A 12,939-nucleotide genomic window follows, 5' to 3' on the forward strand; every position below is an offset into this window, starting at 1 on the left:
CTTGCTTGATAGATACTTTTTAGTCAGTAGTATAGATCTTAATAGCAGCGACTCCATCATCTTGTACTATACATAACTATCCGTTTACAATTGCTGAATTTTTTAACACAAAGGATTGTGTGCTTACTGCCACAAAATGGCTCTGTCATGATGACTGCTCTAAAAAGCCGTGCTGCTATTATTATCACCAATGAAACCGCTATTGCGCTAATTGGTATGTACTGCATGGCAGTGGTCATGGGGTTTGGGCGCTTTTTATTTACCGCAACCTTGCCTGATATCATGACCCAGTTGCCCTTATCGACGACCATAGCTGGTTGGCTTGCCTCTATCAATTATATTGGCTACTTTATCGGTGCGCTCATTGCGATGTTTGTGCCGCAGCGTTTGACATGGCGCATGCTCATTTTATGGACGATAGTCAGTGTCATCACGACCATGCTATTGGTCGTGCCAAATATGTCATTAAACCTATGGTATATCGTTCGGCTATTATCAGGTATCGCAAGCGGCATAGCGATGATTTTAAGCTCATCATTTGTTATCCAAAGCCTCAGTGATGAGCGCCGCTCAGTGCTCTCAACGGTGCATTATGCAGGTATTGGCGTTGGTATTAGCGCCTCCGCTATCTTGACATGGTGGTTATTGAGCCTTGGTTATCATTTTGAGGTGATATGGCTGGTGGCTGGTATAATTGGCTTACCTGTCTTATGGCTGTTGTATGCCATACGCCCAGTGGACGCCATGGCTTTTGAGTTAGGCAAGGATCAAGCCTCTTCCATTCGCCAAACCTATCGCAACTTTAAACGCTCTTTATATGAAGCCATTGTTGGTCATCATAAAGCCATTGCATTATTGCTGGCTAGCTATGTATTGGCAGGATTTGGCTATATAACCTCAGCGACTTTTTTACCCGTCATGGCAGCGCAGCGGCTTACTACAGAGGCTTGTGCTGGACTGTCCATTTGGTTGGTGGTCGGTATTTTCGCTATGATTTCAAACCCAATATGGGGCGCCCTTGCCAAGCGTATTGGTGAGGTCAAGACCTTGATGGGATTGACGTTATTACAAGCGCTTGGTATGTACTTACCTATAGGGATTGATGGTCCCATTGGCTTATATGGTAACGCGATGATTTTGGGATTAACTTTCGTCGGTATGGTTTCTATGACGCTGACAATTATCAAAAACATCAATCCTACTTATTCAAACCTACTGATAGGGCTGGCAACGTTGGCATATGCATTAGGGCAGTTTATCGGACCGTTGGTAACAGTAGCGCTGGCTGGTGACAATGATAATTTTAATGCTGGACTACTGGTAGCGGCAATCGGGCTATTAATAGGATTGGTATTGGTCTTCTGTTTTTGGCGTCAAATAAAGGTAGGAAAGTCGTCTAGATAAATCATCTAGGCAAAGGAGCCTTTTAAGCTGATAACATAAGTATGACTACACCATACTGCGACTAAATACCTCTTGCAGCTCAAAACTGGTATGGACTTGGGCCACGCCCTCGATGCGATTTAGTCTGTGCAATAAAAACTCCTCATAATGTGCCATATCGCGCACGCGTACTTTGATTAAGTAATCCTCAGAGCGACCAGTGACAATGCTGCAGCTAATCACCTCATCAAAACTTCTAACTTTGCGCTCAAACTGCTCAAAACGGTCAGCGGTATGACGATCCATACTAATCGCAATAAATACAGCTAAAGGGTAGCCAAGTTTTTGGGCATTGGTTTGGGTATGATAACCGGTGATAATGCCGCTATCTTCTAAGCGCTTAATACGGCGCGCGCAAGGGGTTGCCGATAGATTGACATGTTCAGCAAGCTCAGTAATGCTCATACGGGCATCGGTTTGCAATAAGCGCAATAAGCGTCTGTCAGTGTCATCAATATCTGTGATTAACAACTGCTTAGAATGAGTATGTTGCATAAAAAGCACCTATATTGGTAGATTGTATTAATAATATGTATTATTTTAGTGGAATTCACTAATAATATGCAAATATACTGGCTATAAAGCCGATATTCACCTTATAAACTTTGATATTATAATGGCATAAGTTCGTATTATCTCGTATGATAAAGCAGGATTTTGGCATTGATTGCCTCATCAAAAATACAACCCTAATGCCATCTAAGGATTGATTATGTCTGACCATGCAACACGCCCTGTAGCGCCAGCCGCTGCAACGACTACACCCAAAAAAGCCGCTTTCGATTTCCGTAAATATCGCCCCTTTGCATTTGCGCCACTGTTGCCAGATCGTACATGGCCGAGCAAAACGCTAGAGAAATCACCGATATGGGCAAGTGTGGATCTGCGTGATGGCAATCAGGCATTGATTGATCCGATGACCATTGAGCAAAAAATGCGTTTTTTTGAAACCTTAGTTGGTGTGGGTTTTAAAGAGATTGAAATAGGGTTCCCATCAGCGGCGCAAGTAGAGTTTGATTTTGCTCGTAAATTGATTGAAGAAAACCATGTGCCTGATGACGTTACTTTGCAAGTATTGGTGCAGGCACGCGAGCATTTGATTGCTCGTACTTTTGAGTCGTTAAAAGGTGCTAAACGTGCCATCGTACACGTCTATAATTCAACGTGCCGTATTCAGCGCGAAAAAGTATATGGCAAAGACAAAGAAGATATCAAAGAGATTGCTGTGACTGGTGCCAAATTATTGGTGGAGTATGCGGCAAAATATCCAGAAACAGAGTGGGTATTCCAGTATTCACCAGAGAGCTTTAGCCAAACAGAAACCGACTATGCCGTAGAAGTCTGTGATGCTGTTTGTGATGTATGGCAGCCAGAGCATGGTCAAGAAGTCATCTTGAATTTGCCAGCGACTGTTGAGGCGTCAATGCCCAATTTATTTGCTGATCAAGTTGAGTATTTTTGTCGTAACCTTGCCAAGCGTGAGCATGTGACCATTAGCTTACATACCCATAATGACCGTGGCTGTGCGGTTGCGGCCGCTGAGCTTGGCGTACTTGCTGGCGCTGATCGTATTGAAGGTACCTTGCTCGGTAATGGCGAGCGTACTGGCAACATGGATATCATGGTCATGGCGATGAATTTATTTAGCCAAGGTATCGATCCTAAGCTTGATTTTAGTAATATGAGTGAGATTGTACAGGTTGTGAGTGAGTGCAATAATTTGCCACTACATCCGCGCCATCCTTATGTGGGTGAGCTGGTATTCACCGCCTTTAGTGGCTCGCACCAAGATGCGATCAAAAAATGCCTCGATTATAACGAGAAGCATGTTGATGAAACAGAAAACGTCTGGGATGTAGCCTATTTGCCGATTGATCCGGCGCATATCGGTCGCAGCTATCAGGATGTGGTACGTATTAATAGCCAATCTGGTAAAGGCGGGGTTGCCTATATTCTACAGCGCAATTACGGCTTTAATTTGCCACGTTGGATGCAAATTGACTTTAGTGGTGTGGTACAAAAACAAGCTGAAACGGCGGCTCGCGAATTGCAAAATGATGAAATCTTACAAACCTTTGAAGATACTTATTTACAGCAAGGCAGTTTTGAGCTGTTAGACTATACGGTCAATAATAAAGGCGGTGAAGTCTACTTTAACGGTCAGGTGCAGATGAATGGTGATACCATCACTATAGATGGTAATGGTAACGGTCCATTATCTTCGTTTATTGATGGCTTAGCACAGCATACAGGCAAATCAATCCATGTTATAAACTATGCTGAGCATGCCATCAATCCACAGCACAACAGTGGTAATGGTATCGACGATGATAACAATAGTGACAATAAGACCAATGCCAATGCCGCCGCCTATATCCAGCTCAATGTCGATGGTGAAGTATATTCTGGTATCGGTACTTGTAGCAGCACAGTATCGGCCATGCTTAAAGGTGCTTTATCGGCTTTTGCTCAAGCAGTTAGCACTGTCGCGGCTTGATAGCTAAATACTGAACAAGCACTATTTAGGCATAGAAGCTTAGGGTGCTATAAAAATAACGTCATGACTCATTGCGCTAAGCCGCTCAGAGCCATGGCGTTATTTTTTATTTTTAAAACTAAGGAGTTACTAGGTAACTGAGAGTTTTACTGAGATGATTATCACTCAGAAGGGTAGAGCCTAATAGCATAATGTTACTTGTGTTTTTAGTGACTAAGACTTACGCTAATGTACATAGCATTCATTATTATAATAGTATAAATAACAAGGTTAACTATGGAACCTCTCTCCTTTGCTTCATTTTCATTAGCTGCTATTTTGGCGTCGTTGCCAGTAAACGGTAAAGCAGTTAATAAGCCGACCATCACCACGCATATCAGTCCTGCGATTGCTGGGCAGTGGGAGATTGATTTAGACAGCAGTATCACGATGACCAAAGAAGCACAAGCGCGACAAGCAGCGTTAAAAGATAAGAGTCAGCTTAAAAGTGACGAACCTAAAGTCGATGCCGGTGCAGGACTATTGACACAAAACGAGAAACGCCTTATTAATATTCAGCCGGATACCAACAGAAAAACCATCCCATCAGCTAAGAAATCTGCTCAATGCCGTGAGCTATATAACTTTGCTGCTGATAATGAGATGTGGTCTGTCAGTGGCAAAGAATGGACTTATGGACGTTATCTGATTACCCATCGTGAAGAGGGGCTACCTATCATTGCCATTAAAACGGTTTATGATAATAATGAAATAGATTGCTCAGGTAACCAGATAGATCAGAGCAATGAGGCATTGATTGCATTTTTAAATCATGATGGCGATCAAATGCAGTGGTGCGCTGACCCTGATGGCACAGAGTGCTTTATGAACTTTACTAGAATCCTGCCATAGCAGCAGTTTTTTCATCATTTGGAGTTGCTTAATTTGGAGTTGCTTATAATATTCACTAAAAAACCGCTATCCATATAGATAGCGGTTTTTTAGTGAAGGCAGTTCTTGATGATACAAGTGCTTGAGTGCGATAGTCAGTTTACAAGCTGGCTTTTTCTTTATTCGCAGTCAACAGCTCTCTTTCAAGATAGTGGATATTTTGTGCTTCATTGACAAAGCTATCATCCGATAAGATCACATCACGGTGCAGCGGGATATTGGTTTTGATACCTTCAATAACCAATTCATCAAGTGCCTGCAGGGTTTTAGAGATCGCTTGCTGACGCGTTTGACCATGACAAATAAGCTTACCAATCAGTGAATCATAGTAGCTTGGAATCTCATAACCAGGATACAGATGTGAGTCAAAACGCACACCAGCTCCACTAGGTGAATACAGCTGAGTCACTTTACCCGGCGAAGGCATGAACGTCACTGGATCTTCAGCATTGATACGACATTCGATCGCATGACCTTGAATTTCAATTTCACTTTGGCGATAAGATAAGCCGTAGCCCGCTGCAATTTTTAATTGTTCAACGACCACATCGATGCCCGTGATCATCTCAGTAATGGTATGCTCAACTTGCACACGAGTGTTCATCTCAATAAAGAAGTACTCATTGTTTTCAAACAAAAACTCAAAAGTACCAGCACCGCGGTATTTGACCAGCTTACAGGCTTTTACGCAGGCATCTAAGATAGGCTGACGGACATCATCAGGAATATCAGGGGCTGGGGCTTCTTCTAACACTTTTTGATGACGACGCTGCAATGAGCAGTCTCTGTCATATAAATGAATGGCATTACCATTACCGTCACCAAGTACTTGTATTTCTACATGGCGCGGATTTTGAAGATAGCGTTCCATATAAACCGTATCGTCACCAAACCACAATTCAGCTTCTTGCTTAGCCGCTTGCACTTGACCGATAATTTCTTCAAAACGCTCAACCACACGCATACCACGACCACCGCCACCCGATGCCGCTTTAATCAACAAAGGAAAGCCAATATTGCGTGCTTGTTCTTCAGCATTGTGTAGTGTTACCGCACCTACTGAACCCGGTACTGTCGGAACACCTGCCTTTTTCATGGCATTGATAGCGGAAACCTTATTGCCCATCAGGCGAATATGATCTGCGGTAGGACCTACAAAGGTCAATCCAGCTTCTTCAATACGTTCAGCAAACTCAGCATTTTCAGCCAAAAAACCATAACCGGGATGGATGGCATCAGCGCCAGTGATTTCCGCCGCGGTCAAAATAGTATTGATATTTAGGTAGCTTTGACTGGCATTTGGCTCGCCGATACAGATGGCTTCGTCAACAAAGCGTAAATGCATCAAATTGGCATCGGCCGTAGAGTAAACGCCAACGGTTTTGATACCAAGGGCTTTGCAGGCACGAACGATACGTAGGGCGATCTCACCTCTATTGGCGATGAGCAGTTTTTTTATCATGGGGTCATCCTTGTTGAAGCGGCGTTTTTTAATGGAGGTGCTATGCTGAGCAATATCAAATTTATTATTAAACCCAGTTATTATCCAACTTTGCGATATTTAAGCATAGATAAAATCAGGTTGAGCTAAAATAGCCTAAGTAAAAAAATTGATATTGCCTACTAAATAGCACACGCTCCCTCATAACGAGGTAAAGGTTGGCAAATCTGGTTACGCTTTATAGCGTACGACAGGCTGACCGAACTGTACCACTTCAGAATTATTGACCAAAATCTCATCAATGACACCGCTTTGTGTTGCTTCAAGCGGGTTCATGATTTTCATCGCTTCGATGATACCAAGCGTATCACCAGCCTGTACTTTTTGACCAACCTTAATAAATGGTGGATCATTAGGGCTAGGGGCTGAGTAATAAACGCCAACCATAGGCGACGTCTCAACGCTACCTGCTTTCGTCGCAGGCTTGCCTTCAGCAGCAACAGGCGCAGGGCCAGCAGCAGGTGCGGCCATCATGGTAGGCGCTGGTGCATCATAATGGCGAGTCAAACTGATGTGCTCGTCGTCTGAGCTGATTTCTAAATTAACCAGTTCGCTTTCTTCCATGAGTGCAATAAGGGTGCGTATTTTTTCAATATCCATAATCGTATTTTTGCCTTGTAACAAATTCGAGAAAAATAGTGTAACTAAATATTGTGTAGATAATTGCTAATGATACCTATATTCACGGCAATGAGCAATCGATGTACAGTTGTTAACTGAGTTTTTTTACATATTATGACGTAAGCGCCCGTTTGAGTAAGAAATGCTCAAGAATTTATCATAGTCTATGTGACTTGCGAGCGCCAGTGATGATTATTAGCGATAACATTTAGACAAACTTGTGTAAATCTAACGGTATCGTTAACCCCACATCGCCAATAAGCGCTTTTGTTGGTAGCGCAGACGTATGGTCAGCAGAATAGACGATAAGAATAGCCCTGTGATTAACGCCATCCAAAAACCTTGCGCCCCAAGCTCAGTAAAACGTACCAAATAAATACCAAGGGGCAGCGCCACTATCCAATAACAAAATAACGTCACCCACATCGGTATCGTTGTATCTTGCATGCCGCGTAATATGCCCGCAACGTTGACTTGCCAGCCATCAAACAGCTGATACGCGAGCGCAAAGACCAGCAGATGCATGGCTTGTGCTCGTACCACAGGATTGTCAGTGAACGCTGCTGCCAATTGCGGTCTAAATAACCACACCCCAATCATACAGGCAAACGCAATGAGGATAGTCCATATAAGACCGGTAGCTTGTACTTGACGCAGTGCCATCAGGTTTTTTTCACCAAAGCGATTGGACACCATAATAGTCAGAGCCATCGCAACCGAAATGGGAATCATAAACAGCTGCGAGGTCACTGAGAGGGCGACTTGGTGCGATGCAGTTGCTATTTCACCCAGCGGGCTAATCACCAATGCGCCTAAGCTAAATAGACTGGCTTCAAAAAAGATAGAAACGCCAATTGGAATACCAAGCTTGAGCAGTTTTTTGATTTGTACCCGATTGGGGCTGGCAAAGGCATAAAAAAAGCGCGTACTGGCAAACTGTTGACGCTTAGTAAAGCTGGTATAAGCGGCTAATAATAAAACGTTAATCCACAAAACGATGGCGGTTGCCACACCGCAGCCAGCACCGCCCATCTCAGGCATACCAAACAGACCGTGGATAAATATATAGTTAAGCGGGATATCTGCAAGCAAACCTATGATACTAATAACCGTCACCGGCTCAGGTCGACCAAGCGCTTCACAGTAACTACGCAGCACCGCATAAACCGCAATCGCAGGAAAACCAAATGATACGCCATGCAGATACTGCGTCGCTATCGGTTGGATGTTTTCAGGAACACCCATAATACCAAGGACATTGGGTGCCAAATTGACAATGATAAAACCTAGGATGCCAATGACACCAGCCGTCCATAATGACTGCTGGGTGATATGCGGCACTTTATCAAGTTGGCTTTGACCAATGGCTTCACCAATCAGAGGCGTCGTCGCAATCAAAATACCTGTGGCTAATAAAAACAATGGTAGCCAGATGCCAGAACCAACAGCGACGGCTGCTAAATCAAGCGCCGAAACCTGACCTGCCATAATGGCATCGACAACCCCAAGCGCTGCTTGACAAAATTGGGTAATTAAAATGGGAAGCGCGAGTATACCTAAGCGTAAACTGTAACTTTTAAAATCTACAAAAGACAATGGGAAAACCATAATGAGCAACTTTTATTCTTTACAATAATTATTTTTGATAAATAAATGTTATTAATGAACGAATAGGATCATTAATAAATCAATAGCGAGATGGTAAAACAGAAGGTTTGTGCGTCGATAATACTCCGATAAATAATATGAGCAAGTCCATTTTTAATAAGACTCAAGATACAGTGTAAAAAAATAATCACTGCTGCAAAAATAAAAATAACCCGTCAACTCAAGTAATGAAGTGACAGGTCAGCAGTTAATCAAATGGTAAAGAAGTTAGGCTATGATGTAAACGTGTTAGAACGGTTTGGTAAAAGTTGGAGATACGGCTGTACTAAGCACTTGATAGAAGAATCAAACATCAATTTTGGTACTTGTCAGCCAGAGTGATTTATTCAATAGAGTCAGTATCTTCTGACAGTAAATGAAGCTTTTCTGCCATATCCATAATCGCATACCAGTGTTTAGGCTCAAGTGGTATGATGGTCAATTGCTCACAGCCTTTTTTAAGTAGCAAAGAGTCTTCGAGGGCGGGCAAAAACTTTAGCTCTGACAGCGGCAAAATATCATTAAAAGTTTGCTCAAAGGTCACATCTACCATGTACCAACGCGGCTTATCCGCAGTTGCTTTAGGGTCGTAATGTCGGTGCTCAGGATAAAACTGGGTGGTGTCAGGATAGCCCGCTCTGCTAATGGTTACGACACCAGCAACGCCAGAAGGCTTAGCACTGGAATGATAAAAGAATGCCTTGTCACCCACTTGCATATCATCACGCATAAAATTGCGAGCTCGGTAATTGCGCACCCCATCCCACATCTCAGTGCCTGCCTCTTTTAAATCTTTTATACCAAAACAGCTTGGGTTAGATTTTATAAGCCAATATGCCATGCTTTTTGATCCTTTTTATCTTTTTTTAACACTTATTCATTGATCAGTGTTTTATATAGTGATGGTGATCCTAAGTTATTTTGCCCATTACTAAAGGTCTTTAACATAAAAGTTTGTCATTGATTTTGTTATCCATAGCTTTTTCTTAAAGTTAAGCTTTTTTTTACAGTACTTAGCCGTTATCCTAGCGGTATTTTCTGCTACTGATAGCAGCAACCTATTTATAGATAAGTGCGCTTATGTCAAATATCAAACCCAATCAGCTGTCTCAGCAAGCAAAACCTGCTTATGATGAGCACTCTACCCATACGATAGAGGTAAGCGACATTCCGTTGGCGTTATATATCCATATCCCATGGTGTGTCAAAAAATGCCCTTACTGCGATTTTAATTCACATGAGTTGCCAGTTGATAGTCAGCTGTCCATGTATGACGAATATGTAGATGCGCTATTAAAAGATGCTGCTATGCAGCAGATATTGACCCAAGGTCGCGAGGTCAGCTCTATATTTATCGGCGGCGGTACGCCCTCATTGTTGCCCATTGTGCAGTATCAGCGCTTGTTTACCCAATTGCGTAAGATTTTTAGATTTGCACATGATATTGAGGTGACGATGGAGGCAAATCCAGGCACTCTTGAGCATGCGCCATTTGCTGAGTATTTGGCAGTCGGGATCAATCGTTTGTCGATCGGTGTGCAGAGCTTTTCTGCTGAACAGTTAACCACGCTTGGGCGTATTCACAATCCTATCCAGGCGCTCTCTGCGATTAAAGCGGCTCGAGAAGCAGGGTTTTCGCGTGTGAACGTAGATCTAATGCATGGATTACCAGGACAAACCACGAGCGAAGCGTTAGATGATATTCAGATGGCACACGACGCTGGTGCGACTCATATTTCATGGTATCAGCTGACCATTGAGCCAAATACCGTTTTTTATCGCAGTCAGCCGATTTTACCTGATGAGGATCGTTTGGCAGATATCGAACAAGCGGGTCAGACGTTATTAAAGGATTTAGGCTATAACCATTATGAAGTGTCTGCGTGGTCTGGGTCAGCAGATAAGCCATGTCGTCATAACGTCAATTATTGGCAGTTTGGTGACTATTTAGCAATCGGAGCAGGTGCGCATGGCAAAGCGACTGTCGGACAAGATATTGTTGGGCAAAATATAAGCAATCATATGCCTGCCGATGTATGGAGTATGGATAGCGAAAACACACAATCAGGTATCTATCGCTTTAGTAAATCCCGTATGCCAAAAGATTATATGGAGTATCACGAAGCCAAAGAGCAAGAGTTGAGTTTAGTACAAGTAAGACAAGCGCCAAAGATGATTGGCTGGCAAGCCATTGATCAAGAGGAGCTGGTTAGTGAGTTTATGCTCAATGCCTTACGTTTACATGGTGGCGTAGCATGGTCGTTATTTGAAGCACGTACGGGGTTAAGTTATGACAGCATTGCAATACAAGTTACTAGAATGATCGAGCAAGGTCTATTGATAGATCATTCGGAGCAGTTGCAACCAACCGAGCTTGGTAAAAGATATCTCAATCAAATGTTAAGAGCGTTCTTATAGCGTAATGGTCTGATTAAGGGCCTAAAATGAAAAAGCGCTACTGTATAAGGTTTAAGCTTAAGAAAAAGGGCTTACCACATAAATGATAAGCCCTTTAAATAATCTAAATATTCACAGCTTAGATTTTGTTCTGTACTTCTTGTGCCGTACCACTTACAGCGCTACCAGCGCTTGATACGTCTTGGCCTAGACCTTTAAAAGTATTACAACCAGTTAGTACAAACATAGCAGCCAAAGATGCGATAACTAATTTTTTCATGGTATATTCCTCAAAAAAGACAGAGATAGATAAGTAGTATAATTACAGTGAAACCTAATGTTAATCCTAAGTTGCACTGCAAGATGATAACAGACGATGACAATGTTTTTATATTATCCCGTTGTCCGTTATAGCCATCATAATGAAAGTTAAAATACGTGCCCAGTATCAAAATGTAATTATTGGCAGTAAACTGTAACTTTTAATTACCCTTGCCATATAAGCCAGAAAAACAACCCTAATCCTAATGACGGAGAGAGTATGACCATTCATATCGTGCTGGTAGCGCCAAAAATGCCCAGTAATACCGGCAATATCATTCGTCTGTGTGCCAATAGTGGGGCGCAGTTGCATTTGGTCAAACCATTAGGGTTTGAGTTGGATGATAAAAAATTGCGCCGTGCAGGATTGGATTATCATGAGTATGCCCATCTGCAAGTACATGACAATTGGTTAATAACAAAGCAAGCACTGCAAGATGCTGACTGCCATACCATTACGGCATTAACGACCAAGTTAAGTCAGCCTTTTTATGAATATGATTTTGGCGGGCAAGCGTTGGCAGAGTCGGGCAGTGAGTTGTCTAAAAATAACGTGGCCATGGTTTTTGGCTCAGAAACAGCGGGACTGGCAGAGGATATACGTGAAGATATTGGCGCTGATAACTGGCTACGATTGCCGATGTTAGCAGATTCGCGCAGTTTGAATCTGTCGAACAGCGTGGCAATATGCTTATATGAAGTATGGCGACAGCAAGGCTTTAGGGGTGATGAGGGTCGTAGTATCGGCTATGAAACCTTGACTGTCTACGACCCAAAATAGTACTTGTATTATAAAAAGACAGATAAATAAAAGAATTTATCTGCCTTTTTTATGAGCATTTATAAGCAATTCGGCGGTTTGGGTAGCCCAGCGAGACGATTGACGTGGCGGGCGACCAGACCTGTATTAAATAGCTGCTGTAGCTTTTGATTGCTGATGTCATTATCGGGCAAAGTCTGTTGCAGCCATTTGATCAACGGGCGGGTAGCGGGGGCATGATTAAATTTTATAAAAAACGCTCGTACTTGCTGCAATATGGCCAAGTGCTCAGCATTTAAATGCACGTCCAAAGTATTGGCTAGCTGCTGTGCAATAATTGGCGTCCAGACAGTATGGTCGCATAAATGTCCATCTTGATCCAATGCAACATCGTCTAATGATACATCGATTGGGCTCAGCAAGGATGGCGACATGTCAGTAGAAATACTCATAAGGCAATCGTTACCACTTTATCAAATTGGCTGTCTTGGGTCATCGCGACCCATTCTGCATCACTTAAAATACCAGTGAGCTTTGCTGCTAGATTAAGCTTTGCTGCGGTATTTTCATGCAACTGTGCCACATCATCGGCAAGCGCATAAATACCAGCAATGGTATCTATCTCCGTATTTTCGATATCACCCAAATACGCATTGAACCAATCTATATACGCAACGGTCGTGCCCAATAAAAGGATGCTATCGCCTGCCTGCCATGATAGAGCCATTTGTTCTGTAGTGCGTCTGAGCGTATCCATACTGCTATGTAATTGATATAAAGTTGCCATACTTGTGTCCGATTGGTTGCTATCTATCTATAGGT

The 12,939-nt window shown here is 42.8% G+C and carries 13 protein-coding genes; 5 read left to right on the plus strand and 8 right to left on the minus strand.

The window, feature by feature from the left end; translation table 11 throughout:
- Positions 1-147 precede the first annotated feature (147 nt).
- Entirely contained in the window at positions 148-1,404 is a 1,257-nt protein-coding gene (locus ABYU67_RS02030; protein ID WP_372843352.1) for a YbfB/YjiJ family MFS transporter, read from the plus strand.
- Between the two features lie 45 nt (positions 1,405-1,449).
- On the opposite strand, the gene ABYU67_RS02035 is transcribed toward ABYU67_RS02030, so the two are convergent.
- Positions 1,450-1,938 (minus strand): Lrp/AsnC family transcriptional regulator, encoded by a 489-nt coding sequence (locus ABYU67_RS02035; RefSeq protein WP_372843354.1) that lies wholly within the window; start codon positions 1,936-1,938, stop codon positions 1,450-1,452.
- A 217-nt stretch (positions 1,939-2,155) separates the two neighbouring features.
- On the opposite strand from ABYU67_RS02035, the gene leuA reads away from it, so the two are divergent.
- Both leuA and ABYU67_RS02045 read left to right on the plus strand, forming a co-directional pair.
- Complete coding sequence (gene leuA, locus ABYU67_RS02040) at positions 2,156-3,940, plus strand: 2-isopropylmalate synthase (protein WP_372843356.1); 1,785 nt, start codon at positions 2,156-2,158, stop codon at positions 3,938-3,940.
- Positions 3,941-4,216: 276 nt separating this feature from the next.
- Complete coding sequence (locus ABYU67_RS02045; protein ID WP_372843357.1) at positions 4,217-4,831, plus strand: hypothetical protein; 615 nt, start codon at positions 4,217-4,219, stop codon at positions 4,829-4,831.
- 139 nt (positions 4,832-4,970) lie between these two features.
- On the opposite strand, the gene accC is transcribed toward ABYU67_RS02045, so the two are convergent.
- The 4 genes from accC to ABYU67_RS02065 form a co-directional block, all read right to left on the minus strand.
- A complete protein-coding gene (gene accC, locus ABYU67_RS02050; protein WP_372843358.1) occupies positions 4,971-6,332 on the minus strand; it encodes an acetyl-CoA carboxylase biotin carboxylase subunit in 1,362 nt (453 codons plus the stop codon).
- A gap of 210 nt (positions 6,333-6,542) precedes the next feature.
- A complete protein-coding gene (gene accB, locus ABYU67_RS02055) occupies positions 6,543-6,971 on the minus strand; it encodes an acetyl-CoA carboxylase biotin carboxyl carrier protein (protein WP_372843359.1) in 429 nt (142 codons plus the stop codon).
- 261 nt (positions 6,972-7,232) lie between these two features.
- Positions 7,233-8,600, minus strand: a complete 1,368-nt coding sequence (locus ABYU67_RS02060; protein ID WP_372843387.1) for an MATE family efflux transporter — start codon at positions 8,598-8,600, stop codon at positions 7,233-7,235.
- 382 nt (positions 8,601-8,982) lie between these two features.
- Entirely contained in the window at positions 8,983-9,480 is a 498-nt protein-coding gene (locus tag ABYU67_RS02065) for an EVE domain-containing protein (protein ID WP_372843360.1), read from the minus strand.
- Positions 9,481-9,719: 239 nt separating this feature from the next.
- On the opposite strand from ABYU67_RS02065, the gene hemW reads away from it, so the two are divergent.
- Positions 9,720-11,057, plus strand: coding sequence for a radical SAM family heme chaperone HemW (gene hemW, locus ABYU67_RS02070; RefSeq protein ID WP_372843361.1), 1,338 nt, complete (start codon positions 9,720-9,722; stop codon positions 11,055-11,057).
- 118 nt (positions 11,058-11,175) lie between these two features.
- Here the strand turns inward: hemW and ABYU67_RS02075 are convergent, their stop codons facing one another.
- On the minus strand, positions 11,176-11,316 hold the full coding sequence (locus tag ABYU67_RS02075; RefSeq protein WP_011280495.1) for an entericidin A/B family lipoprotein: 141 nt from the start codon (positions 11,314-11,316) through the stop codon (positions 11,176-11,178).
- A 261-nt stretch (positions 11,317-11,577) separates the two neighbouring features.
- Here ABYU67_RS02075 and ABYU67_RS02080 point away from each other — a divergent pair, with 261 nt between their 5' ends.
- On the plus strand, positions 11,578-12,138 hold the full coding sequence (locus tag ABYU67_RS02080; RefSeq protein ID WP_372843362.1) for a tRNA (cytidine(34)-2'-O)-methyltransferase: 561 nt from the start codon (positions 11,578-11,580) through the stop codon (positions 12,136-12,138).
- Positions 12,139-12,197: 59 nt separating this feature from the next.
- Here the strand turns inward: ABYU67_RS02080 and ABYU67_RS02085 are convergent, their stop codons facing one another.
- On the minus strand, positions 12,198-12,551 hold the full coding sequence (locus tag ABYU67_RS02085) for a TusE/DsrC/DsvC family sulfur relay protein (protein WP_372843388.1): 354 nt from the start codon (positions 12,549-12,551) through the stop codon (positions 12,198-12,200).
- Between the two features lie 14 nt (positions 12,552-12,565).
- On the minus strand, positions 12,566-12,904 hold the full coding sequence (locus ABYU67_RS02090; RefSeq protein WP_372843363.1) for a hypothetical protein: 339 nt from the start codon (positions 12,902-12,904) through the stop codon (positions 12,566-12,568).
- Between the last annotated feature and the right edge of the window lie 35 nt (positions 12,905-12,939).

Origin of the sequence: Psychrobacter sp., assembly GCF_041554015.1 — a bacterium.
Lineage (GTDB): Bacteria > Pseudomonadota > Gammaproteobacteria > Pseudomonadales > Moraxellaceae > Psychrobacter.

What these genes read in the sequence shown, in the direction of transcription:
- ABYU67_RS02045 (WP_372843357.1), top strand. Translation starts at nt 4,217, where the DNA reads ATGGAACCTCTCTCCTTTGCTTCATTTTCATTAGCTGCTATTTTGGCG.
- ABYU67_RS02065 (WP_372843360.1), bottom strand. Translation starts at nt 9,480, where the DNA reads ATGGCATATTGGCTTATAAAATCTAACCCAAGCTGTTTTGGTATAAAA.
- ABYU67_RS02080 (WP_372843362.1), top strand. Translation starts at nt 11,578, where the DNA reads ATGACCATTCATATCGTGCTGGTAGCGCCAAAAATGCCCAGTAATACC.
- leuA (WP_372843356.1), top strand. Translation starts at nt 2,156, where the DNA reads ATGTCTGACCATGCAACACGCCCTGTAGCGCCAGCCGCTGCAACGACT.
- accC (WP_372843358.1), bottom strand. Translation starts at nt 6,332, where the DNA reads ATGATAAAAAAACTGCTCATCGCCAATAGAGGTGAGATCGCCCTACGT.
- ABYU67_RS02085 (WP_372843388.1), bottom strand. Translation starts at nt 12,551, where the DNA reads ATGTCGCCATCCTTGCTGAGCCCAATCGATGTATCATTAGACGATGTT.
- ABYU67_RS02060 (WP_372843387.1), bottom strand. Translation starts at nt 8,600, where the DNA reads ATGGTTTTCCCATTGTCTTTTGTAGATTTTAAAAGTTACAGTTTACGC.
- ABYU67_RS02035 (WP_372843354.1), bottom strand. Translation starts at nt 1,938, where the DNA reads ATGCAACATACTCATTCTAAGCAGTTGTTAATCACAGATATTGATGAC.
- ABYU67_RS02075 (WP_011280495.1), bottom strand. Translation starts at nt 11,316, where the DNA reads ATGAAAAAATTAGTTATCGCATCTTTGGCTGCTATGTTTGTACTAACT.
- ABYU67_RS02030 (WP_372843352.1), top strand. Translation starts at nt 148, where the DNA reads ATGATGACTGCTCTAAAAAGCCGTGCTGCTATTATTATCACCAATGAA.
- hemW (WP_372843361.1), top strand. Translation starts at nt 9,720, where the DNA reads ATGTCAAATATCAAACCCAATCAGCTGTCTCAGCAAGCAAAACCTGCT.
- ABYU67_RS02090 (WP_372843363.1), bottom strand. Translation starts at nt 12,904, where the DNA reads ATGGCAACTTTATATCAATTACATAGCAGTATGGATACGCTCAGACGC.
- accB (WP_372843359.1), bottom strand. Translation starts at nt 6,971, where the DNA reads ATGGATATTGAAAAAATACGCACCCTTATTGCACTCATGGAAGAAAGC.